The sequence below is a fragment of the Veillonella sp. AF13-2 genome (assembly GCF_003603295.1).
Lineage (GTDB): Bacteria > Bacillota > Negativicutes > Veillonellales > Veillonellaceae > Veillonella > Veillonella parvula_E.
Map to the genome: position 1 here is coordinate 85,354 of NZ_QTMT01000004.1, position 25,580 is coordinate 110,933.

Sequence of the window (25,580 nt, forward strand, 5' to 3'; positions counted from 1 at the left end):
TATGATGAATAAGAAAAAACAGATTGGTATGGCTATATTAGCTGTACTCATGACTGCATCTGTTACAGTTTGGGCTGCAAATGATCCGTTGACTATCAGCGCTGATACATTGTCTTATGATGGCAATTCAGGTCGTGCAGATGCAACAGGTAATGTTGTTATTACCCAAGCGGATAAAACTATGACTGGTGCCAAGGGTTGGTACAATACAAAAACTCAAGAAGCAAATCTTGATGGTGGTGTATCTATGATTGGTTCTGATATGGCCATGTCTGCTCAAGCGGTTCACAGTTACAATAATAATAAATTCACTGCTAATGGTAGCGTTCATTTACAACGTGCTGATCGCCAAATCTTTGGTGACAGTGTTGAGTATAATACTGACTCTGAATACGGTCTTGTTACAGGCAATGCCCGTTTGATTGCTGAAGGGACAACCTTAACCGGTGATAAGGTAGAAGGATGGATGAAGGAAGTTCGTGCTGTAGCGCAAGGTAATGTTACTTTCTCTAATCCCGAACGAAACGTGTCTGGTTCTGCTGACCGAGCTACATATACACAAACGCCAAACCAAAATGATGGAGTGGTACTCTTATCTGGTTCTGCGCATGCCGTTCAAAATGGTAATGTACTGAATGCACCGGAACTGAAAATTCGTTTAGCTGATGATTCTGCTGAAACATTAGGTGGACGTAGTACACTCGTCATTGTTCCGAATAAATAAGGATAATATATGTATATAGAAACCAAAAACTTAGTTAAAACCTTTAGCGGACGCAATGTGGTAGATGGTGTAAGTCTACGCGTTGATAAAGGCCAAGTTGTAGGTCTATTAGGGCCTAATGGGGCCGGTAAAACTACGTCATTTTATATGATTGTAGGCATTGAAAGACCAAGTTCTGGTATCATTACCGTTGATGGCAAGGATATAACAAATATTCCTATGTATAAGCGGGCGGCTGAAGGTATTGGATACTTACCGCAAGAGGCATCAATCTTTCGTTCCATGTCTGTAGAGGACAATATTCGTGCCATGCTACAGACTACGGCAAAAAAGCCTGATGAGATTGAAGCTATCGTGGAATCATTGATTGAAGAATTTCATATTGGACATGTCCGTGACCGTATGGGGATGCAATTATCTGGTGGTGAACGACGCCGTGTAGAAATTGCGCGTTGCCTCGCCTTAGAACCTAATTTCATCCTTCTTGATGAACCTTTTGCAGGTGTCGATCCAATTGCGGTTGCTGATATTCAGCAAATTATCTTACACGTTAAGAACCGCGGTATTGGTATCTTGATTACAGACCATAATGTTCGCGAAACATTGGGGATTGTAGATAAGGCTTATATTTTGAGTAATGGTAAAATCCTCCTAGAGGGTACCCCTGATGAAATTGCGAATGATCCAATCGCTCGTGAACATTATTTAGGGGATAACTTTAAATTATAGGAGGGGCTATGCGATTATTAGATAAATATATTTTAAAAGCTTTTGTAGGCCCATTCCTATTTGGGGTTTTTGCTTTTACTAGTATTTTTATTGGTACAGGCACATTGTTTAGGATTGCTCAATATATTACTGAATATGGAGCGCCATTGTTGCTTGTCATGCAAGCATTTGTCTTGGCTTTACCAAGTATTGTTATCTTAACATTCCCAATGTCGGTTTTATTGGCTTCTCTTATGACCTTTAGTCGTTTGAGTAGCACTAGTGAAATCGTTGTTATGCGTGCTGGTGGACTAAGCTTTTTACGCTTGGCCATGCCCGTATATATCATTGCACTCATCATTTCCATTGGGGCTGTAGCATTTAATGAATTTGTTGTGCCTCGTACAAATCATATGTATCAAACGATTGTGCGCGAACAAATTATGAAAAATGCATCACCTCAAACACAAAATCATATTGTGTTAAAAACGATGAATGGTGACGAGCTAGGCACATTGCTGTATGCTAAGAGCTATGATGCTGAAACCAAACAGTTGTCCATGATTACGGTTCAACAATTTGGGGAGGGCGGCAAGTTACAACAAGTTGAAAATGCTGATACAGCTATCTGGAATGGTCAATATTGGGTGATGCAGAATGGTATCATCTATGATCTATCAGCTGGTAATGGTGTTGAACGTACCATGAAATTTAAGGAGCAATCCTTGCCGATTAAGTCTGCCCCAAAAGATATTCAACAAGATCAACGTAAACCTGAGGAATTAACGATTAAGGAGTTACGTCATCAAATCAGAGCTTATAAGGCTGCTTATACTAATGCTAATAAACTTGAAATGGAAATGTACCAACGTTTTACAATTCCGTTGGCAAGTTTTGTATTTGCTCTTGTAGGTGCACCTTTAGGCCTTCAAAAACAACGTTCTAGTTCATCTATCGGCTTTGGTATTAGTATTCTTATCATCTTTATTTATTATGGGGTGATGACCTTTGCTGGTGCCTTAGGGAAAGGTGGAGCATTGCCAACCGTATTAGCTGCATTAATACCGGATACATTAGGTATTATTGCAGGGTTGTATTTGAATTGGCGCGTATCGAAATAACAGATTGTATTCTTAGGAGAAAGGAGGGACATGATGTTAGTAGGTGTCAAAATCTTAATAATTATCGCTCTTATGGGTGGTCTCATTGCTTACATGGGGGATAAGCTAGGCACTAAAATTGGTAAACGTCGTATGTCCCTCTTTGGATTACGACCTAAGCACACATCTATTATAGTTACTATTGTGACAGGCCTTTTGGTTGCAGCAGCTACAGTTGGGGTATTAACCTTTACGTCTCAAAGTGTGCGAACCGCATTGTTCGGTATGGATCAGTTGCGAGCTGATATAAAGCAGCTGAATAATGAGGTTGCTGCAAAGACGCAAGAACTGATTCGTGGGCAGGCTTTGTTAGAACAAAATAAACAAGAGCTTGAAGAACGGATGGCTGAGATCGAACAAATTCGCCGTGAAGTAGAGGCTACAAAAGCTGAATTGGCGAGTGCACAAGCTGCTAAAGACGCAACAGAAGCCGAATTGGCATCTTTACAAGCCTCTTATGCAGAGGTGTCTCAAAAGGTAGCTGAGCTTGAAGCAACACGTGCTAAGATGGAAGCGCATATTAAGAATCTACAAAATACACAAGAACAATTGCAGAATGGCATCATTCATTTACGGGAAGGAACCATTCTCTTCCAAGTAGATCAGCTATTAGCACAAGCTGTTGTACGACCTGGTTTAAGTGAAGAAGATAGTAATAATGCTATTAAACATATTATCGATGATACAAATAAACTTGTTTTACGTCGCTTAGGTATAGAAGATAATGGTCAATCCGTTGTGTATGTAGATCGACAAAATGTTGAGGTAGCTACTCAAAAGCTAATCAATTCCAAGACTCCTATGGTGGTTCAAGTTGTGGCAGCCGGAAATATTATTTCAGGTGAACCTGCAGTTGCAGTTATTCAAGTATATCCACAACAGTTTATCTATAAAAATGGAGAGGTAATTCACTCTACGGTAATTGATGGGGGTACTAATGCTCAATCGTCTATGCTTCAATTCTTGAAACAAGTAAATGAGCGTGCTAAGGCAAAGGGGATTATTCCTGATTCCTTATCAGGTGATATTGGAACGATACCTGGTGATGATTTGTTTACAGCTATTAAAAGAATAAGTACTATGCGTGGCAAGGTTCATGTGGAAGCTTATACTGATGGAGATACATATTCATCTGGTCCTGTTCACCTCAAGTTGCGTATTACTCAAATGCCAGATTTCAATGATAAGGCAAAAATGCAAACTAATTAATATAATGAAGGTATGCTGTTTTCATACATTATAAAAGAAGGTCTTATGTAATTTTCAACATAAGACCTTCTTTTTATGTTAAAATATAACTACTGTACTTACAAAGGGGATAATCAAATGACTGAAAATACATATATTTTAGCAGTGGATCCAGGAAATGAGAAAACTGGCGTAGCTATACTCTCACCTTCCGGTGAGATGATATGCCGTAAAATTATTTCTTCAAATACTTTCAATAAAGATATTGAGCGTATTTTAACTGAATATTATGGTATTGTTCATATTGTTTGTGGAAATGGTACAAATCATAAACATTTGTATCCTTCGCTTCAACAAATTGGACGTAATCATAAAATTACAACTAGTTTAATCGACGAATCTCATAGTACAGAGGAGGCCCGTAAATTATATTGGCAATATAATCCTCCTACAGGGTGGCGCAAGATTATTCCTACATCTATGCAATTTCCACCAGAACCTGTAGATGATTTGACGGCTCTCGTTATTGGATTGCGCTATACGAAGCAGTTAGCTCAGAACGAAGCGGCAATCAAAGAAGAAACTATGAGTTCAAGTGAGTTAGAAGAGAAAAGATTACATGCTATGGAGCAGTTATACGGAAAAGGAGATAATCATGACAAGTGAAACTTCAACGCGTAACTGGTCAAATCTTATTATGCGCTGTGTAATGATGATTCTAGGCGCCCTAATATATACGGTGGGCTTAGATTTGTTTTTAGTACCAAATAGCATCATCGACGGCGGTATAGTTGGTATCTCTTTGATGGCTGCGGAACTATCAGGTATTTCCTTTAGTATTTTCGTAGTACTTTTCAACTTACCCTTTTTATATTTAGGCTATAAAGTAATTGGTAAAGGATTTACCTTGTCTACTTTGTTCTCTATTATATGGATGGCAATATTTTCTACCATTGCACACCGCTTTACACCTATTACAACTGACCCATTTTTAGGGGCAATCTTTGGTGGTATAATCTTAGGTATTGGAGTAGGGCTTATTATTCGTAATGGTGGCTCATTAGATGGATCTGAAATCGTAGCTATTATCTTTGATAAACGGTCCACCTTTTCTGTAGGCGAAATTGTAATGGCCATGAATTTAGTTATTCTTGGAGCAGCGGGCTTTGTATATAGTTGGAATAGTGCCATGTATTCCTTAATTGCTTATTTTATTGCTTATAAGATGATTGATGTGACCATTACTGGACTTGAAGAATCTAAAGGGGTTATGATTATTACCGATGCAGATAATTCCAAGATTATTGCTGATGCATTAAATGCTAATCTTAATCGTGGTGTTACTATTATGTACGGAGAAGGCGGGTATTTAAAACAACCGAAACATGTATTATATTCTGTAGTAACGCGGCTAGAAATTACAAGATTAAAGGATACCGTTTATGAAGTAGATCCTACAGCATTTATTACGATCCAAGACGTACATGATGTCTTTGGTGGGAGATTTACGAAAGGTGGTCATTAAGAGGAAACTATGAGTAATAAGTTAGGTAATACAATAGTAAAAGAAATATTAGATTGGATTTATGCTATTGCATTGGCATTAATCATTGCTATGGTAATTCATATTTTCTTGATTCAACCTACTAGAGTGTCTGGGGAATCAATGGATGATACATTACACAATGGACAATATTTGATTGTTACCAAATGGCATCATATTATGAATGATATGCCCGAATATGGACAAATCGTTATTATTGATAGTCGTGTTAATCGTGTTCGTACATGGGTGGATGATGTAAAAGAACCACTGATGAACTATGCATCTGTTTTTAATAAATCCGCTCAAACAAATGATGTATGGGTAAAACGTGTAATAGGTAGACCTGGTGATGTACTAGAGTTTAAAGATGGTTATGTATGGCGTAATGGAGAAAAATTACAAGAACCATATACAAAAGATACAAAAATGAATTATACTCGGTCTACACCTGTAACAGTTCCTGAAGGTCATGTATTTGTGATGGGGGATAATCGCAATCATTCTAGTGATAGTCGTTTTATCGGCCCAGTTCCTGTTGATCATATTCTAGGATTTGTTTCTTACGCAATTTAATAATCGTGAAAGCCTATCTACGATAAATTTCATCGTAGATAGGTTTTTTATAAGTTAAGAAGGATTAAGTTATGTTGTATCTTGTGAAATGTATACTAAATAAAATTTAGCAAGACGGCTAGGTCGAATCTAAATATATCACTTATCAAGCTTATAGAAAATAAACAATTCAAACAAATGAATTAATATAAATTATAAGTGTAGCTAAATTTAATAAGTAATAATTATTAAAATTGTGGCTGTAGATAATAAAATTATCTATTTTTTTAGACTATAAAATGAAATTTTGTAAAATTAAATTTTTAAAAATGCAGTAATAATCTATGTTTTTGATATAATTTTTATTCATGAAAGAAATTTCATAAAATTTAGTTGTGTAAAATGCTTTACAAAGTTTTGGGGTGGTGGTATATTCACATCAACAGAAAGGCTACGCTACAAAGAAGTGGAGCTAAGATAGATAATTTAGTTGAGGAAACATGGACACTCCTAATACATCTTTCATAGTGATACTACTTATGTAGTGAATGTCTTCTGCAAATATAAATTCTTATTTATAAGAAAGAAGGAATTCATTATGAAAAAACAATTCGCAACAATGTTAGCAGCAACAGCAGTGTTAGGTGTAACAACAGCATTTGCTGCAAATCCATTCTCCGATGTAACTCCAGATAGTTGGGCATACCAAGCAGTATCCCAATTAGCACAAGCTGGTATCGTTAATGGTTATCCAGATGGCACTTTCAAAGGCCAAAACAATATCACTCGTTATGAAATGGCTCAAATGGTAGCTAAAGCTATGGCTAACCAAGATCGTGCTAACGCTGAACAACAAGCTATGATTAACCGCTTGGCAGATGAGTTCTCTAACGAGTTGAACAACCTCGGAGTTCGAGTATCTCGCTTAGAAGACCGTGTAGGTAATGTAAAGGTAACTGGTGATGCTCGTATCCGTTATCAAGGTTCTGAAGACAAAGGTGTTTACAAAGCTAATAGTAAATCTTTAACTGACGGCCGTGCACGTGTACAATTCAATGCTAATGTAAATGATAAAACACAAGCAGTTGTTCGTGTAAAAGGTAATTACGAATTTGGTGACTCTACTAAAGGTTCTCAAGCAACAATCGATCGTGCTTACGTAGATCACAAATTTGGTAGCAACGTATCTGCTAAAGCTGGTCGTTTCCAACAAACAATTGGTGGCGGTTTGATGTACGATGATACATTTGATGGTGCACAATTGAACGTAGGTAATGATAAAGTTCAAGTACAAGGTGCGTATGGTTATATGATTGATGGTGCTGCTGATGGCAACTCCAAATCTGATAACCCATCTGTATCCTATGTAGGCTTAAAAGGTAAAGTTGGTAAAGAATCCTCCGTTGGTGGTTTCTACTCCAGATTATCTAGCGGCAACTTGAACCATAATGGTGTAACAGTTAATTCCGATAAACAAGATGTTTACGGTTTCAATGCGGACTTCCGTAAAAATAAATTGTGGGCTGGCGGTGAATGGTTGAAAGCTTCCAACGTAGATAATTCTCAAGCTTGGACAGCAGGTCTTGGCTATGGTAACTACGACATCGCTAAAAAAGGTACATGGGATGTGAAAGGTCAATACTTCAACCAAAAAGCTAATGCACCAATCGTAAGTTCCACTTGGGATCAAGCATATGATTTAACAAATACATCTAATGGTTACAAAGGTTACATGGCTAGCGTAGACTACGCAGTACAAGATAACGTAGGTTTATCCGCAGGTTATGGCTTCAACTCTAAAGACCAAAGCGGTAATGATCTTTCCGATTTCTATCGTGCAGAATTAAATTACAAATTCTAATTCCCTCACAAACAAAAAAAGACTTCTTCGGAAGTCTTTTTTTGTTGCATAAAAGTATTATGAATTATTTTATATATAATAGTATATATATATAGTAAAATGTTTTATAAATACATAATATTAAAAGTAATCGAATAATTTAGTGGTTATCAAGAATTATATCCCTTATATTGTAGGATATATTTATAAAATCTTTCTGTATAGAAAGATAAATTTCTTATTAATTATATATATATTAATAAGTTTAACTTAATGAAAAATATAATAAAAATTCTCAATTAATAGAAAAGGATATAAAATTAAATTTTTTTATGAAAAAAATTATATCCTATAAAACTAGATAAAATCTAACTTAGCAAGCATTTTAAGTTATAAAAACAAGATAATGAGAACACAATTGAGAAAAAAGGGTTTACACGAAAAAGTGGTTGTGCTAATATCACCGTACGAGAAGTAGCAAACACATGAAATGAAGAACTTCGATGTAGAATGTGGCGAGGAAACGTGGACACTCCCAAAGATTCTTAATCTGAAGAACTGAGTAGAATGTGAATGTTATGACTTGTAACATTTTATTTTCTATTTTTTTCAGAAAGAAGGAATTTAACTATGAAAAAACAATTCGCAGCAATCTTTGCAGCAACAGCAGTATTGGGTGTAACTACTGCATTCGCAGCTAACCCATTCTCCGACGTAACTCCAGATTCTTGGGCATACCAAGCAGTTTCTCAATTGGCTAACGCTGGTGTTATCAATGGTTACCCAGATGGTACTTTCAAAGGCCAAAATAACATCACTCGTTACGAAATGGCTCAAATGGTAGCTAAAGCTATGGCTAATCAAGACCGCGCTAACGCTGAACAACAAGCTATGATCAACCGTTTGGCTGATGAATTCTCCAACGAATTGAACAACTTGGGCGTTCGTGTAGCTCGCTTGGAAGACCGCGTTGGTAATGTAAAAGTTACTGGTGATGCTCGTCTTCGTTACAAAGATGCTGAACATGCTAAATCCAAATTTGACGCTCGTGCACGTGTACAATTCAACGCAAAAGTAAACGATCGTACAGACGCTGTAGTTCGTTTGACTTCTGGTAACTTCGAATTAGGCAATTCTGAAAATGAAGATAAAGCAGATGCTACAATTGACCGCGCTTATGTAAACCATAAATTCGGCGAACGCGTATCCGCTAAAGCTGGTCGTTTCGGTCAATCCTTCGGTGGCGGCTTGATGTTCGACGGCACATTCGACGGTGCTCAATTGAATGTTGGCAACGATAAAATTAATGTACAAGCTGCATACGGTTACATGGTATCCGGTGATAATGGTAGAATTGTTGCCAATAATACCAATGGTAACGAATTAACAAAAGATCAAAATGTAACTAACACATATATTGGTTTAACTGGTAAAGTAGGTAAACACACTATGGTAGGCGGTTTCTACGACCGTGTAAATCAAGATACTGATAATGGTTACAAAAACATCTATGGCTTCAATGCTGATGCTAACTTCGACAAAGTTTGGGTTGGTGGCGAATGGTTGAAAGATTCCCATGTAGACGACTCTCAAGCTTGGACTGCAGGTCTTGGCTTTGGTAACTACGACATCAAAAAAGCAGGTACTTGGGGCGTAAAAGGTCAATACTTCAACCAAAAGAAAAATGCACCAATTGTAGATACTACTTATAATCAATTCTACACTACAGATGCTAAAGGTTGGATGGCTTCCGTTGACTATGCATTGCAAAATAACGTTGGTTTATCTGCTAACTATGGTTTCGACTGGAAAACTCAAGATGGTACTGACAAAGGTGACTTTTACCGTGCAGACCTTAACTACAAATTCTAATTTGATAGTTAATTATATGAAAGAGACTTCTTCGGGAGTCTCTTTTTTGTGTTTAATATAAAGTTAAATGAAAATTATATGAAGTGTTTATTATAGTGTTTTATTAATATTATACAATTGATTAAGAAATAATAATTAATTGATAATAGAGGATTTTGCATTTAATGAAAGTTTTATGACTATACTTTCTAATCATTATTAGAGTTCTTACCGCTAATTTCTATCTATATAGCCACTATTAATGGTATAATAAAGAGTATTTAAAATTTTTATAAAGGAGGCAAACATGAATCCTTCTTTTTCTCATATTAAAATGGTTGCCATTGATTGTGATGAAACCTTGGTACGCAGTGATAATACTGTATCTGACTATACAGTAGATGTGTTACATCGTTTACAGCAAAGGGGCATCGTTGTTACCATTGCTACGGGACGGATGTATCAAACGGCAAAGCCTATTGGTTCTGCTTTAAAGCTTGGTAATGTACCCATGATTTTGTTCTCTGGAGGACTCATTCAAGAATTAGAAACAGGGTGTAAACTATTTGAGCAGACCGTTTCTGTTGAGGCTGTACAGCGTATTTATGAATTAGCAAAACAATATGATTGGCATATACAATCCTATATAGATGATCATTTGCTATGTCATCATAAAACATGGCAGTCCGATCTCTATGAAGTTCAAACGGGAGCGAAAGCAGAGTTTTTAGGTGATGGGTTATATACTTTAGAGTCTGAACCAAATAAGCTAATCGCTATTGATACAGTAGAGGGGATTGATCAAATTATTGATACTTTGACTCCTGAAGTGGGCGATTTGGTTAATCTAGTTCGTAGCCAAAAAGACTTTTTAGAAATCGTTGCCCTTAATGTGTCAAAGGGGCGTGCTTTGACACAACTAGCTTTAGATAATCATATTAGTTTAGAACATATCGTTTCTTTTGGTAATGCAGAAAATGATATTTCTATGCTACGTAAAACAGGTTATTCTGTAGCTGTTGAAAACGCTACAGATCATGTAAAATCTGTGGCTCATACAATTTGTGGCCATCATAATGACGATGGAGTAGCCCATTGGATTAAAGATAATCTTTTATAATGGAGTAAAACTATGGAAGCATTTCGTTTGTTAATAGTTACAGGTATGTCAGGTGCCGGCAAAACTCAAGTATTGCAAGCTTTAGAAGATATGGGGTATTTATGTATTGATAATATTCCCCCTGTGCTGATTCCTAAATTAAGTGAAATTTGCCGACAAGGTGGAGAACGGACTAATCGCGTTGCTCTTGTTGTAGATATTCGGGGGGGCGAATTTTTTGAAGCTCTTTCTTCATCTTTAGATACATTAAAAGATATGAAGGTAGATTTTGAAATTGTATTTATGGATGCTACAGATGAGACTTTGATTCGTCGATATAAGGAAAGTCGACGGAGTCATCCATTGGCTCCTAATGGGCTAATTACAACAGGGCTAAAAAAAGAACGCCAAATTCTTAACTCTGTGCGCCATAAAGCAGATTTTATTATTGATACCACTAATATGAAGACGGCTAGCTTGAAAGAGTATTTAAAAACGCGCTTTGCTCAAGTTGATGAAGCTCATGGTATGGCGATTACTGTAGTGAGCTTTGGTTTTAAGTATGGTATTCCTCTCGATGCAGATATGGTATGGGATGTTCGTTTTCTACCTAATCCATTTTATATTCCTGAGTTTCGTCATAAAACAGGTCGTGTGAAAGCAGTGAATGAATATATCCATTCCTTTGAAGTAACCGAGGAATTTAAAAAACGTTACTTTGATACCATGGACTTCCTTGTACCAAATTATGAACAAGAAGGGAAATCTCAGTTTATTGTGGCAGTAGGTTGCACAGGTGGTATGCATAGATCTGTAGCTATGGCAGAGGCTCTATACTCCCACTTGTTAGAAAAAGGATATCGTGTAACTGTTGAACATAGAGATATGATGAAAAATAATGTAGAAGAAGATTATAATCCTCATGAAATTATAACACTTGATAACTAGGTAGGGGGGATTATGTTGCGAAAAGGATGGTTCCGGTGGCTAATTCCGGGTCTAAATATAAAACGTTGGCTTGCCCTATTTAGTTGTGGTGTAGGCCTTTTAATTATTGGCATTTCCTTGATGTTTAACTATCAATGGCTTGCGGTTCTTGAAGATATTGTACTTGCCTTTTCTTATAATATGACGGGCTTTTACAATTATAATGTACTCATTGCTGTAGGGGCTGTAGTATTATCGATTGGCGCTGTATTAATGCTCATCGGTACAAGTAAAGTTATAAAAACGATTATTCGTGCGGTACTACCTAATCCTGACAGCAAGGTATCGGATATTATCTTTCAAAATATCCGACTCGATAAGGGCCCTAAAATTGTAGTAATCGGTGGGGGTACAGGCTTATCAAATTTATTGCGTGGTTTGAAATCACATACATCAAACCTATCTGCGATTGTAACAGTTGCTGATGATGGAGGTTCTTCTGGCCGCTTGCGAGAAGATTTTCAAATGATAGCACCTGGTGATTTAAGAAACTGTTTAGTATCACTAGCTGAACAAGAAGGGGTAATGGAGAACTTATTCCGTTACCGCTTCGAAGGGGAAAATGAGCTTTCTGGACACAGCTTTGGTAATCTCTTTATCACTGCGCTTGCTCAAGTTTACGATGGAGATATTGAAGAAGCTCTTGAAGCGGCTAGTAAATTGTTGCGTGTCCGTGGTCGTGTAATTCCTTCCTCTACAGAGTTCATTAAATTGCGTGCAGAGATGACAGATGGCACTATTGTAGAAGGTGAAAGTAATATACCACACTCGGGTAAACGGATTCGTCATATCTATAGTGATCCAGCATTGCCTAAGCCAGAGGGGGCTGCATTACGTGCCATTGATGAAGCCGATGTGATTATTTTAGGTCCTGGTAGTTTATATACTAGCATTATCCCAAATTTACTAACTGATAAATTGGCCTCTCATGTACGTGCCAGTAAGGCTAATAAAATCTATATTGCTAATGTTATGACACAACCGGGTGAAACCACAGGCTACACATTAAATGACCATGTAGAGGCTTTAATTGCTCATGGCGGAGAAGGAATTATAGATACTGTTCTTGCCAATGATGGGCCGTTGCCAATTCAAATGGTTGAACAATATAGTGCTGTAGGATCTGAACCATTGGTATTAGATACTAAAAAGTTACAAGACAAAGGAATCCGCACTATACGAGCTACCTTAATTAATCCTCAAAAACCAGCTGTTCACGAACCTGAACGGTTAGGTAAAGTTATTATGGATATCATTCATGCTATGCAATCTAACACTGAACCGCATATCTTAGAATATTATCTTCAACGAGATGATCATTAATGAGAAGGGATGTCCATGTCATTTGCAGAAGATGTAAAAAATGAATTATGCCAATATGAAGCCTCTAGTGATGCGGATGTGGCCATGAAAATTGAAGCGTCTTGCTTATTGCGTATGAGCGGATCTATCATTTTGGGGATGAAAGGTGCCGTTGGCATTCGTTTGGCTACGGCTAATAATGCAGTAGCTCGTCGGTTGCTTGGTATTTTGAAAAAGCAATACGAATTACCTACAAATGTATTAGTACGACAAGGTTTAAACCTGCGTAAAAAAAATATGTATACGCTCTCTGTGGAACCTTCTACAGAGGGGAGACAGGCTTTAGAGGATCTCGCTTTATGGCCTGTAACCGAACAAATCCCTCGCAGTTGGCTCAAATCAATGGAAGCACGACGTGCCTTTTTAAGGGGAGCTTTTTTAGGGGGAGGCTCTGTTAATAAACCACAAAGTGATTACCATCTTGAGTTTATGACGGGGAATGAGACTTTTGCGAGGGAAATTATTCATGTATTACGACTCTTTCACATTCACGCTGGTCTAACGGAGCGGAAGGACGAGTATGTAGTATATCTTAAAGAAGGGGATGCAGTAACAAATTGTTTGCAAATCATGGGTGCTCAATCGGCGCTTATGGAATTTGAAAACGTGCGGATTATGAAAACCGTACGGAATCAAATTAATCGTCAAGTCAACTGTGAGACGGCAAATTTACAGAAGGTTGTGGATGCAGCAGTTCGTCAGGTAAAAGCAATCCGTATTATTGATAGAGAAATCGGTATTGAAGAATTACCTGAAAAGTTGCGCGTCGTTGCAAGACTTCGGTGGGAGAATCCTGAAGCGAGTTTAAAAGAGCTTGAAGAGTTGATGGAGGGGGAACTATCTAAATCTGGAATTGGCCATCGACTAAAGAAGATTGAAGCATTAGCACTTACGTATGACCCGTTGGGGCTCGAAGAAGTATAGAGGTAATAATATATGTTTTCCTATAAATCAAGATATTGTGTAGCTGCGGCTATGGCTGCCATGGCTGCCCTTACAGGCCATGTAGAAGCTCGTGATATAGATTTACAATCAATTGGATATTTTCAGTTTTCTCCGTTGCCACCATCGTTGGTGTCTCAAACGGATACATTGCTCCTATCGGATAGTCCTGAATATGTAGGACCTGTAGGAGGTACGTTAAGTGCAGGTACAATTAATGGCAATGGTCGTATCTATTTCTATCATGTAAATGAAATGGATTTACCTCACAAGATTGCTATCGTCTTAGAAAACCAAACGGCTTATCCAACTTCAGTACATGTCATGAGACAATTAAAATCTGTAGCTACACCTGATTATTTTGCAGCAGGTCGTGATTTGTCTCGAAAGGATTTGGAGCAACCTCTTAATGAAAGCCCAGATGCAAGACCATTATATACTCTTAGCATCCCACCACAAGGGCGCCAATTAATCTTTAGTGACTTAGAAAATACACCGGTAAATCGAGATGCATTATTTACGGGTATTGTAGATATTAAAACAGAAGGGCCTATATTTGCGCGTGTCATGATGTTGCCTATGGGGATGGACCCTGTAGATGCATCACATTGGGTGAAAAACCTTCCTATTGATGAAATACAATTACGCGGTACTTATACTGGTGCTAAGCGTAATATGGAGGTTACTACACCATTCGATACCTCTTTAGGTGGTGCCTTTGTAGAAATTGGTAATGACCGAGAAGATACGTTTATTAATGGTGTAGACGAAATGCAAAATAAAGCATTTGTTCGAGATCGTGGTAACTATGGCGTATCGTATACGTTAAAAATTCCTACAAAGGGGAATGAACCGTTTAGACTGTATTTTAATCCTCTTGGGGGACCTTATTCTGGTTCCTTTACGGTAAAAACATTGCATCAACAAGGTGCTAGAAGGGGGCAGACAGATACACGGACTTACCACATTGGTGGTGCAGATGGTATTTCCGCATTAGGGGAAGGTACTATATTAGATAGCCGTCTTTTAGGGAACTATAATGCGGGCGATTTATTAACATTAAACTTTATGCCAGCCGGTGCATCGAATTTGCCAATTCGTTTCTTGTTGATTCCTGAATCTCTTGCAAATCCACAAAAACATCAAACTATTGCTGTTAATGTACCAAAAGATGTTAAAGATATTTTAGGGAACCCAACTCAAGGGGGAACACAAATACCTGTAGGACCTGTAGGTGGTAAAGATGGAGATAAAGGGTCCGTAGATACTAAAAAATCTACTGTTGAAAGTCCAGCTAAACGGGCAGAAATAATTGCTCATGAAGAAACTAAAAAGTTAAGCGATAAAGCTGTAGCAGATGTAAAAAAAGAAGCACAACTTAAAAAGGCAAAAGATGAGAAAGAAGCATTAGCTCGTAAAAAAGCTGAAGAGGCTCGACTAGCTGCAGAAAAAGCCGAAATGTTGCGAAAGGCTGCAGAAGCCAAGCATGCTGAAATTGAGCGCAAGATGGCTGAAAAAGCCGAAGCAGAGCGTAAAGCAGATGAAGCTCGCAAGGCGGAAGCGGCTCGTAAAGCTGAAATGGCACGTATCGAGGCAGCGAGAAAAGCGGAAGCAGATCGGCTAGAGGCGGCTCGTAAAGCAGAAGAAGCTCGACTAGCAGCGGAAGCAAAACGTCTTGAAGAAGAACGTAGAATTGAAGCTGCTCGTATTGAGGCCGCACGCAAAGCGGAGGAAGAAAGAAAAGCGGCCGAAGCTAAGGCACGCTTTGAAGCGCAAAGAGCAGCAGAAAAAGCTGCTTTAGAGGCCAAAAAGGCCGAAGAGGAACGCTTGGCTGCTGAGGCTAGAGCTCGTTTAGAAGCACAACGTAAAGCCGAGCAGGAAGCATTGGAAGCAAGACGTGCCGAAGAAGCTCGTAAAGCAGCAGAAGCGAAAGCTGCTTTAGAAGCACAACGTGCTGCTGAGCAAGCCGCTCTTGAAGCGAAGCGTCAAGAAGATGCTCGTAGAGCGGCAGAGGCTAAGGCTGCTTTGGAAGCACAACAAATGGAAGCAGCAAGAAAAGCAGAAGAGGCTCGTCGTGCGGAGGAAGCGCGTAGAGTAGAAGAAGCTCGAATTGAAGCGGAACGTAAAGCTGAGGCCGCTCGCGTAGCAGCAGAAGCAAAACGAGCAGAGGAAGCACGCAAAGCTGAAGCTGCGAGAATTGAAGCGGCGCGTAAAGCTGAACAAGCTCGTTTAGAAGCAGAAGCACGTAGAGCAGAAGAAGCTCGGAAAGCAGAAGCAGCTAGACTTGAGGCACAACGTAGAGCTGAACAGGAACGACTCGAAGCAGCGCGCCGTGCTGAAGAAGCTCGCATTGCTGCAGAGGCTAAACGTGCCGAAGAAGTGCGTAGAGCCGAAGAAGCTCGTCGCATAGAAGAAGCAAGACGTGCCGAAGAGGCTCGTAAAGCAGAGGCGGCTCGCATAGCGGCGGAAGCTCGTAAGGCAGAGCAAGAGCGACTTGCTGCAGAACGAGCTGAAGCAGAACGTCAAGCAGCCGAGGCACGACGCCTTGCTGAGGAACGATATAAAGCGCAACTAGAGGCAGAACGTAAAGCTGAAGCTGCCCGTCAACAAGCGTTGGCTCAAGCTGAAATAGAGCGTAAAGCAAAAGAGCGTGCTGAAGCGATTCAACGTGTTCGAGATCAACAAGAGAGCGCTCGTCGTCGTGCAGAACTTGCCCGTCAACAACTTGAAGCCGAACGTAAGGCTGCTCAAGCATCTAAGAGGACTCCTTCCTTCAGTGAACTTGATGATATTCATGGGGATACATCAAATGTAACTATTCCAAATGCTGTATCCATTGATGAGTTGACAAAACCTAGACCGACTGCATCTCAAAATACACGTCGTCGTGAGCAACGTCAACCTCAATTGTCGCCAAATCAGCAATATGTGCAGATAAATCCTGTAGCGAATGAGCCGCAACAAGATCAAATGCCATATACTCCACAAAATGAACAGCAAAATGATGAAGAAAACCCACCAAGATTATATCCATTAGGTTAAGACCCTTAATTTCTAAAAAGAAATTTTAGATTAAAGTTTAAGATATAGAAGTGGATTAATAGCTGTTTAAATATAGAGAGGACAAGCAATTTTATATGCTTGTCCTCTTTTTAAAATCCATATGAATTTTGTGTTTTACATTGACTTTCAAAGGTGGATTCAGTACAATAAATAAAGAAAATGCATATATGGTACGAGAGACCATTGCATAATACAATACCTTTTAATTTAGTCCAGAGAGGCTGAGAAAGGAATATAGTTGAAGTGCCCATAGGGGCTTCTTTGTGCAAACTATTTGACCTTTTGCCCTGGGCAAAAGGTCTTTTTTGTTACGTGAGTTAGGAGGAAATCATGGGACAAGTTAGCCTAAAAGGCAAAGATTTATTGGGTTTGCAAAATGTGTCACCTGAAGAAATCAAATTGATTTTAGATGTGGCAAAGAAAATGAAGAAAATCGTTCTTTCTGATGACAAGAAGGTTCCACTATTAAAGGGGAAATCCATTATCAACCTTTTTATGGAACCAAGTACTCGTACTCGTAGTTCCTTTGAGTTAGCCGGAAAATATTTAGGGGCTGACGTAATCAATCTTTCTCCTAGTGGATCTTCCATGGGTAAAGGTGAAAGCTTCCGCGATACATTATTAACTATGTCCTACATGGGTACAGATGCTATCGTAATGCGCCACAGCGCAGAAGGTGCACCTTTATACGCTACGAAAGCCGTAGATCCGATTATCATTAACGCAGGTGATGGCGCTCATGAGCATCCAACACAAGCATTACTAGACATGTATTCTATCTTAGAGAAAAAGGAATCTATTGAAGGATTAAAGGTGGTTATCCTTGGCGATATAATGCATAGTCGCGTAGCACGCTCCAACATTTATGGACTTACAAAAATGGGGGCTGATGTACATCTGGCTGGTCCTCGTACAATGGTATATCCAGAACTTGAAAAATTAGGTGTTACCGTACACCACGATATTCGTGAAGCCGTTGTTGATGCAGATGTTGTAAACGTACTTCGCATTCAATTAGAACGCATTCACTCTGCACTATATCCTACAAACAGAGAATATGCACGTATCTTTGGTATTAATAACGATGTATTGAAATTAGCTAAAGACGATGTAATGGTCATGCATCCAGGCCCAATGAACCGTGGTCTAGAAATCGCACCAGATGTGGCGTATTCTGATCAATCAGTAATTCAAGAACAAGTGCGTAATGGCGTAGCTATACGTATGGCTGTATTGTACTTAACTATTATCGGAGGTGACGGTAGTGAGCTTGCTTATTAAAAATGGTACGGTAGTAAATCCGGCGAAAAAACAAAACGAAGTAGCAGACATTCTCGTAAAAGATGGTAAAATTGCAGCCATCGGTCAAAACTTAAATGCTGAAGGTGCTGAGATATATGATGCAACAGGTCTTATTGTAGCACCAGGCCTTATTGATATTCACACACATTTGCGTGAGCCAGGTCAAGAAGCGAAAGAAGATTTCCACTCCGGTACACAAGCCGCTGCTGCAGGTGGTTTCACACGTGTTGTAACTATGGCTAACACAAATCCTGTGGTAGATAATGCTGCGCTCGTAAGAGGGTTGCAAAAGCAAGCCGAACTTACTGGTGTTGTTAAGGTAGAATTTATTGGTGCTGTATCAAAAGGTCTTGAAGGTAAGGAACTTGCTGAAATGGGGGATATGGCAGAAGCTGGTGTAGTAGCTTTCTCCGATGATGGCCACTATGTAGAAAATGCTGCATTTATGCGTCGTGCTTTAGAATACTCGTCCATGTTTAATAAGATGGTTATCGACCATGCAGAAGATATTACATTGACTAAAAATGGCCATATGCATGAAGGTATTGTTTCTTATGAATTAGGTGTTATTGGTCGCCCTGCAGTAGCTGAAGATTTGGCTGTTGCTCGTGATATCTTGTTATCTGAAATGACAGGTGGTCATATCCATATTGCTCACGTAAGTAGTAAAAATACTGTAGATATGGTGCGCCGTGCGAAGGCTAAAGGCCTTAATGTAACCTGTGAAGTTACAAGCCAACATTTGTCTTTCACAGATGAATACCTACGCGAATATAATCCAGCATTTAAAATGGCTCCTCCAATTCGCTCAGAAGATCATCGCCAAGCATTATTAGAAGGCTTGAAAGATGGCACAATCGATGCGATTATTACAGACCATGCACCACATGCATACGAAGAAAAAGACCATGAATTCTGCTGTGCACCAAATGGTTTCAGTGGCCTCGAAACATCTTTGGCAGCGGTTATTACAAATGCATATGGTCCTGATAAACTTAGCATTGATCAAGTTGTGTACTATATGAGTACTCGACCAGCTGAGTTGATGCACCTTGATGCAGGTGTTCTTGAAGTTGGTAAGCCAGCGGATATTACTGTATTCTCTACAACTGAAAAGTGGACAGTAGATAGAAATAAATTTTATACAAAAGGTAAAGTTAGCCCATTTGATGGTATGACTGTTACAGGTAAAGCTAAACTTACAGTAGTTGATGGCAAAATTGTTATGAAGGAGGGCGTAGTCTTATAATGAAAGGCAAGTTAGTTCTTGAAGATGGTTCCGTGTTTGAAGGTTCCTTATTAGGTGGCGCCCCAACGGTAGGTGAAGTTGTATTTAACACAGGTATGACCGGGTATCAAGAAATCTTGACTGACCCATCCTATGCGGATCAAATTATTACATTAACCTATCCTTTAATTGGTAATTATGGTACTTTAAATTCTATCACTCAAGGTCCTAAGCCATATTGTAAAGGTTTTATTGTAGGTGAACTATGTGACTTTCCATCTAACTGGCAAAATGAGGGGTTATTTAGTGAGTATCTTCGTTTGCACGGCATCCCTTGCCTTTATGATGTAGATACACGTGCGATTACACGTGTTCTTCGTAACCATGGTGTAATGAAGGGCGTACTCGTACGCTCTGATTACCCTATGGAGGATATTCAAAAATTGTTTAAACAAGACTTGCCAACAGATCAAGTTATGCGTGTAACTACAAAATGGCAAGGTATGCGTGGCGATAAAAATGCTGAATTCCACGTAGCGGTAATGGATTATGGTGTAAAGGAAAATATCCTTCGCTCTCTAGAAGCTGCAGGCTGTCGTCTTACTGTATTTCCTGCAGATGCTAAGGCTGAAGATGTGTTGGCAGCAAATCCAGATGGTATTTTTTTATCTAATGGCCCTGGAGACCCTCAAGATCTTGGCTATGCAGTAGAAGAAGTAAAGAAAATGTTTGGTAAGAAACCAATCTTTGGCATCTGTATGGGGCATCAAGTATTGGCACAAGCTTATGGTGGTACCACATTCAAATTGAAATTTGGTCACCGTGGTTCTAACCATCCTGTACAAGATTTACGTACTGGTCGGGTATATATTACATCTCAAAACCATGGTTATGCGGTAGATGATACTTCTTTGCCAGATTTCGTAGAAATTACACATCGTAGTGTAAATGATGGTACCGTAGAAGGTATGCGTCATAAAGAATTGCCAATCTTCTCCGTACAATACCATCCAGAAGCATCCCCAGGACCTACTGATAACCTATATTTATTTGACGAATTTGAAGACTTAATGAGAAAGGGAAAATAATATGACCTCAGAAGCAAAAAAAGTACTTGTAATTGGTTCTGGTCCAATTATTATCGGTCAAGCTGCAGAGTTTGATTATGCTGGTACACAAGCATGCCGTTCCCTTCGAGAAGAGGGTTATAAAGTAGTATTAGTTAACTCCAACCCTGCTACTATTATGACTGATACAGATATTGCAGACCGCGTATATGTAGAACCGATTAGTCTTGAATTCGTAACAGAAGTTATAAAAAAAGAACGCCCTTGGGGCTTGTTGGCTACATTAGGTGGTCAAGTAGGTCTTAATATGGCGGTACAATTGTCTGAAGCTGGCGTATTAGAAGAATATGGTGTAAAACTTCTTGGTACAACTCTTGAAGCCATTAAACAAGCGGAAGACCGTGAGCTTTTCAAAGAAGCGATGAAGGAAATCAACCAACCGGTTCCTGAATCCGATATCTTTAACGATCTTGAAGAAGCAGTAGCCTTTGCTAATCGTATTGGGTATCCTATTATCATCCGTCCTGCATACACATTAGGCGGTACTGGTGGAGGTATTGCCCATAATGAAGATGAAATGTATGAAATCACACGTCGTGGTTTGAAACTTTCACCAATTCACCAAATTCTAGCAGAACGTTCCGTTGCAGGCTGGAAAGAGATTGAATACGAAGTAATGCGCGATAGTGCAGATAACTGCATCATCGTATGTAATATGGAAAATATTGACCCTGTTGGTGTGCATACTGGGGATTCTATCGTTGTGGCACCAAGCCAAACCTTGAACGATATTCAATACCAAATGCTGCGTACCGCATCTGTAGAGATTATCCGTTATTTGAAAATCGAAGGCGGTTGTAACGTACAATACGCTTTGAATCCAAATAGCAACGAATATATTGTTATCGAAGTAAACCCTCGCGTATCTCGTTCCTCTGCATTGGCATCTAAGGCAACTGGGTACCCAATTGCGAAAGTAGCAGCAAAAATTGCAGTAGGCATGACATTGGATCAAATTACAAATGCTGTAACCGGTGAAACTAAAGCATGCTTTGAGCCGACTCTTGACTATGTAGTAACTAAGTTTCCACGCTGGCCTTTTGAAAAATTCAACTTGGCAGATCGTACCTTGGGCACACAAATGAAAGCCACTGGCGAAGTTATGGCCATCGACCGTTCTTTGGAAGGCTCCTTACTTAAAGCAATTCGTTCCTTGGAAATTGGTTTAGACCATATTGAGCTTAAGAAAATCGCTCATGAGTCTATGGAACAATTGATCGAACGTTTACATTTAGTAGATGATGAACGTATCTATGTTGTAGCAGAAGCACTTCGCAAGGGAATTAGTGTAGAAAAAATCCACTATATTACAAAAATTGATACATTCTTTATTGAAAAAATTAAAAACATTGTTACTGTGGAAAAAGCATTGGCTGAGCAAGGTTTAACAGAGGATGTATTGCGCAAAGCAAAACGTTATTCCTTCACTGATTCTGTTATCGCTCGTTATGCTAATACAACTGTAGAAGATGTTCGTGCAAAACGTAAAGAATGGAATATTCTTCCAACATATAAATACGTAGATACTTGCGCAGCTGAATTTGAATCTAAAACACCTTATTACTACAGTGCGTATGCACAAGAGGATGAGGTCCGTCCATTAGGCGATAAATCCGTAGTGGTACTTGGTTCCGGTCCAATTCGCATCGGTCAAGGCGTAGAGTTCGATTACTGTTCCGTACATTCCTCTTGGGCCCTTCGTAAAGCGGGTTACCAATCTATTATGATTAATAACAACCCAGAAACAGTGTCTACTGACTTTGATATTTCTGACTCTTTATACTTTGAGCCATTGACTGTGGACGATGTTATGGAAATCATCAATAAAGAACAGCCAGCGGGCGTCATTGCTCAATTTGGTGGTCAAACGGCTATCAATTTGGCAGGCCCATTGGCAGAACGTGGCGTCAAAATCCTCGGTACATCCGTAGATAGCATCGATATGGCGGAAGACCGTGAACGCTTTGATGAATTGTTGGCGAAACTTGGTATCCCTCGCCCAGTAGGTGCTTTGGTAACCTCTGATGAAGAAGCACAAGAAGCAGCTAAAAAGTTGAAATACCCGTTAATCGTTCGCCCTTCTTATGTATTGGGCGGTCGTGCGATGGAAATCGTATACAACGATAAAGAGCTTGATGTATACATGAAGGAAGCCGTAGTAGCATCTAAGGAGCATCCTGTTCTTATCGACCGTTACATGGTTGGTATGGAGGTAGAGGTTGACGCTATTTCTGACGGTACCGATGTATGTATCCCTGGTATTATGGAACAAATCGAACGCGCCGGTGTTCACTCTGGTGACTCCATGGCCGTTTATCCAGCTCAACATTTGAGCCAAGAATTGATTGATCAAATCGTTGATTATACACGTCGTATTGCAGTAGGCCTTAATGTTAAAGGTGTACTTAATATTCAATATATCGTGGCTGATGGTGAACTTAATGTAATCGAAGTTAACCCTCGTTCTAGCCGTACTGTACCATTCATTTCTAAGGTTACAGGTATCAATATGGTAGAATGTGCAACACGCATTGCCCTTGGTGAAAGCTTAAAAGACTTAAGCTTACCACTTGGTCTTGTACCTAATAAACCATATGTAGCTGTAAAAGCACCTGTATTCTCCTTCTCTAAAATGGGCCTTGTAGAAATCGCTCTTGGACCTGAAATGAAGTCTACTGGTGAGGTTATGGGGATTGGTCGCACATATTCTGAAGCTTTATTCAAAGCTATCAATGGTGCAAACATGCGTATTCCAGAGGATGGTACAATTCTCATGACAGTAGCAGACCGTGATAAAGCAGAAGCTTGTGAACTTGCAAAAGGGTTCATCGATCTTGGTTATCATATTGAAGCAACTGGTGGTACAGGTAAATACTTTATCGAACACGGTGTTGATTGTAAGGTGGTTAATAAAATCTCTGAAGGGGATGACAACTGTGCTGACCACATTCGTCAAGACAAGGTCGATCTTGTACTTAATACATTGACTGCAGGTAAACGTCCTGAACGCGAAGGCTTCCAATTACGTCGTCTCGCTGTAGAAATGGGTACACCTTGCTTAACAAGTCTTGATACAGCTCGCGAAGTATTGCGCGTTGTAGCAAACCGTAAAGATGATGCGAACTACAATGTAGAAGCATTGCAAGATTTTGAATTGGAGTAAAACCATGAGTGGCTATGTAGAACAGGGCGAAGTCGTTCGCAATGAGCAAATAGGCTCTGATGTGTGGATTATGGATATTCACGCACCAAAACAAGCAGCAGAAGCACAGGTAGGACAGTTTTGTAATGTTCGCGTAGCGGACTCTACGGCGCCATTATTGCGTCGCCCTATTAGCTATGCTGGATTTGATGCCCGAAAGGGTATAATTACCCTTTTGTATCGCGTCGTAGGTAAGGGGACTGAAATTATGACACGTCTCGTGCCTGGTGATACATTAGATTGTTTAGGCCCTTTGGGCGAACCGTTTGTAACATCTAATAATATGCTTCTCATTGGCGGTGGCGTTGGTATTGCACCGATGCTATGTATCGCATCGCATTTGAAAGAAGGTGAAGAAGCACAAGTTATTTTGGGCTTTAGAAATGAAAGCGAAACCTTCTGGGCTGATCTATTTAAAGATAGACCTGTTACAGTACATATCACTACTGATGATGGTAGTGTGGGCACAAAAGGTTTCCCTACGGCTATTATGCCTGACCTAATTAATGCTAATTCCTTTACTTCTGTCATGACTTGTGGTCCTACGCCGATGATGAAAGGCGTAGCTCAAGTGGCTAAAGAACTCCATGTGCCTTGCCAAGTTTCTCTTGAGGAGCGCATGGGCTGTGGTACTGGAGGTTGTTTAGGCTGTGCTTGTGATGGTGCAGAAGGTAAACGCTATAAAGTTTGTAAAGATGGTCCTGTATTCCCAGCTGAGGAGGTGTTCTTTTAATGCGTGAACACGATTTAAATAACACCGTTACGCCAAATCCAAAGCTTGCCATTGATTACTGCGGCATTAAGATGAAAAACCCTATTATCGCTGCATCTGGCACCTTTGGTAATGGTCCTGAATATGCAGGCTACCTTGATCTAAGTAATGAAGTAGGTGCTATTTCTGTAAAAGGTTTAACACCAAAAGGCCGTCATGGCAATCCTGGTACTCGTATTGCAGAAACTCCATCTGGCGTATTGAACTGTATTGGCCTTGAAAATCCTGGCGCTGAACATTTTGTTAGAGAAATTTTACCAGAGCTTAAGAAATATGATGTACCTTTATTAGCCAATATGTCTGCGGGCACAATTGATGAGTTTGCTTGGATGGCAGAGACATTATCTGTAGATGGCATTGCAGGATTAGAAGTCAATGTATCTTGCCCAAATGTAGAATGCGAAGGCATGGCCTTTGGTGTAGATCCTAAGGTCGTTGAAGCGGTAACTAAAGCGGTTCGTAAGGTAACGGATAAACCTGTTATCGTTAAGCTTTCACCAAATGTTACAGACATTGTAGAAATCGCAAAAGCTGTTGAAGCAGGCGGTGGTAATGGGGTAAGTTTAATTAATACGTTGTTGGGCATGGCTATAGATATTTACCATCGCAAGCCTGTATTGGGTAATACTTACGGTGGATTATCTGGCCCAGCCGTAAAGCCCGTGGCTCTTCGCATGGTGCACCAAGTTTATAAAGGGGTAACTATTCCTATTATTGGACTTGGTGGTATCATGACTGGCACAGATGCTATCGAATTTATGATGGCAGGGGCGCAAGCCGTTCAAGTTGGTACAGCTACGATGGTAGATCCAACAGCAATTTCACGTATTGCCCGTGAAATGAGCGAATATGTAGAACAATATAATCTTAACAGCATCACTGATATTGTAGGTGCTGTTCATCACGTATAACAAACAGCATTATATG

Annotated in this window: 20 protein-coding genes; all 20 read left to right on the top strand. The window is 39.5% G+C overall.

What is annotated here, in order from left to right; translation table 11 throughout:
• Position 1: 1 nt before the first annotated feature.
• The 20 genes from DWV85_RS08295 to DWV85_RS08390 all read left to right on the top strand — a co-directional run bounded on the left by DWV85_RS08295 (position 2) and on the right by DWV85_RS08390 (position 25,564).
• Positions 2–724 carry an LptA/OstA family protein gene (locus tag DWV85_RS08295; protein ID WP_008603439.1) on the top strand — a complete coding sequence of 241 codons (723 nt, stop codon included), beginning with the start codon at positions 2–4 and terminating at the stop codon, positions 722–724.
• A 9-nt stretch (positions 725–733) separates the two neighbouring features.
• On the top strand, positions 734–1,453 hold the full coding sequence (gene lptB / locus DWV85_RS08300; protein ID WP_008603437.1) for an LPS export ABC transporter ATP-binding protein: 720 nt from the start codon (positions 734–736) through the stop codon (positions 1,451–1,453).
• An 8-nt stretch (positions 1,454–1,461) separates the two neighbouring features.
• Positions 1,462–2,553 (top strand): LptF/LptG family permease, encoded by a 1,092-nt coding sequence (locus tag DWV85_RS08305; protein ID WP_008603435.1) that lies wholly within the window; start codon positions 1,462–1,464, stop codon positions 2,551–2,553.
• 33 nt (positions 2,554–2,586) lie between these two features.
• Entirely contained in the window at positions 2,587–3,801 is a 1,215-nt protein-coding gene (locus tag DWV85_RS08310; protein WP_039965495.1) for a DUF3084 domain-containing protein, read from the top strand.
• Between the two features lie 117 nt (positions 3,802–3,918).
• Positions 3,919–4,446, top strand: coding sequence for a hypothetical protein (locus DWV85_RS08315; RefSeq protein WP_008603431.1), 528 nt, complete (start codon positions 3,919–3,921; stop codon positions 4,444–4,446).
• Positions 4,436–5,305 carry a YitT family protein gene (locus tag DWV85_RS08320; RefSeq protein WP_039965494.1) on the top strand — a complete coding sequence of 290 codons (870 nt, stop codon included), beginning with the start codon at positions 4,436–4,438 and terminating at the stop codon, positions 5,303–5,305. Before DWV85_RS08315 ends, DWV85_RS08320 begins: the two co-directional genes overlap by 11 nt.
• A gap of 9 nt (positions 5,306–5,314) precedes the next feature.
• Complete coding sequence (lepB, locus tag DWV85_RS08325) at positions 5,315–5,899, top strand: signal peptidase I (protein ID WP_004695516.1); 585 nt, start codon at positions 5,315–5,317, stop codon at positions 5,897–5,899.
• Positions 5,900–6,476: 577 nt separating this feature from the next.
• On the top strand, positions 6,477–7,739 hold the full coding sequence (locus DWV85_RS08330; RefSeq protein ID WP_004695518.1) for an S-layer homology domain-containing protein: 1,263 nt from the start codon (positions 6,477–6,479) through the stop codon (positions 7,737–7,739).
• Positions 7,740–8,348: 609 nt separating this feature from the next.
• Positions 8,349–9,590 (top strand): putative porin, encoded by a 1,242-nt coding sequence (locus tag DWV85_RS08335; protein ID WP_004698453.1) that lies wholly within the window; start codon positions 8,349–8,351, stop codon positions 9,588–9,590.
• 286 nt (positions 9,591–9,876) lie between these two features.
• Positions 9,877–10,689: a Cof-type HAD-IIB family hydrolase gene (locus DWV85_RS08340; RefSeq protein WP_004698428.1), complete on the top strand. Its 813-nt coding sequence runs from the start codon at positions 9,877–9,879 to the stop codon at positions 10,687–10,689.
• Between the two features lie 12 nt (positions 10,690–10,701).
• Positions 10,702–11,616, top strand: coding sequence for an RNase adapter RapZ (gene rapZ / locus DWV85_RS08345; protein WP_004695526.1), 915 nt, complete (start codon positions 10,702–10,704; stop codon positions 11,614–11,616).
• A gap of 12 nt (positions 11,617–11,628) precedes the next feature.
• The gene (locus tag DWV85_RS08350) at positions 11,629–12,978 is read left to right on the top strand and encodes a gluconeogenesis factor YvcK family protein (RefSeq protein ID WP_123138505.1); all 1,350 of its coding nucleotides are present in this window, start codon (positions 11,629–11,631) and stop codon (positions 12,976–12,978) included.
• A 15-nt stretch (positions 12,979–12,993) separates the two neighbouring features.
• The gene (gene whiA / locus DWV85_RS08355; protein ID WP_123138506.1) at positions 12,994–13,941 is read left to right on the top strand and encodes a DNA-binding protein WhiA; all 948 of its coding nucleotides are present in this window, start codon (positions 12,994–12,996) and stop codon (positions 13,939–13,941) included.
• 12 nt (positions 13,942–13,953) lie between these two features.
• Entirely contained in the window at positions 13,954–17,001 is a 3,048-nt protein-coding gene (locus DWV85_RS08360; protein WP_123138507.1) for an ATPase, read from the top strand.
• Positions 17,002–17,352: 351 nt separating this feature from the next.
• On the top strand, positions 17,353–18,303 hold the full coding sequence (locus DWV85_RS08365; RefSeq protein WP_012864090.1) for an aspartate carbamoyltransferase catalytic subunit: 951 nt from the start codon (positions 17,353–17,355) through the stop codon (positions 18,301–18,303).
• On the top strand, positions 18,287–19,573 hold the full coding sequence (locus DWV85_RS08370; RefSeq protein WP_123138508.1) for a dihydroorotase: 1,287 nt from the start codon (positions 18,287–18,289) through the stop codon (positions 19,571–19,573). The genes DWV85_RS08365 and DWV85_RS08370 overlap by 17 nt, the downstream gene beginning before the upstream one ends.
• The gene (gene carA, locus DWV85_RS08375) at positions 19,573–20,640 is read left to right on the top strand and encodes a glutamine-hydrolyzing carbamoyl-phosphate synthase small subunit (RefSeq protein ID WP_008715755.1); all 1,068 of its coding nucleotides are present in this window, start codon (positions 19,573–19,575) and stop codon (positions 20,638–20,640) included. Before DWV85_RS08370 ends, carA begins: the two co-directional genes overlap by 1 nt.
• A gap of 1 nt (position 20,641) precedes the next feature.
• Entirely contained in the window at positions 20,642–23,842 is a 3,201-nt protein-coding gene (carB, locus tag DWV85_RS08380; RefSeq protein WP_123138509.1) for a carbamoyl-phosphate synthase large subunit, read from the top strand.
• Positions 23,843–23,846: 4 nt separating this feature from the next.
• The gene (locus DWV85_RS08385) at positions 23,847–24,614 is read left to right on the top strand and encodes a dihydroorotate dehydrogenase electron transfer subunit (RefSeq protein ID WP_123138510.1); all 768 of its coding nucleotides are present in this window, start codon (positions 23,847–23,849) and stop codon (positions 24,612–24,614) included.
• A complete protein-coding gene (locus tag DWV85_RS08390) occupies positions 24,614–25,564 on the top strand; it encodes a dihydroorotate dehydrogenase (RefSeq protein WP_123138511.1) in 951 nt (316 codons plus the stop codon). The genes DWV85_RS08385 and DWV85_RS08390 overlap by 1 nt, the downstream gene beginning before the upstream one ends.
• The last annotated feature ends 16 nt before the right edge of the window (positions 25,565–25,580 follow it).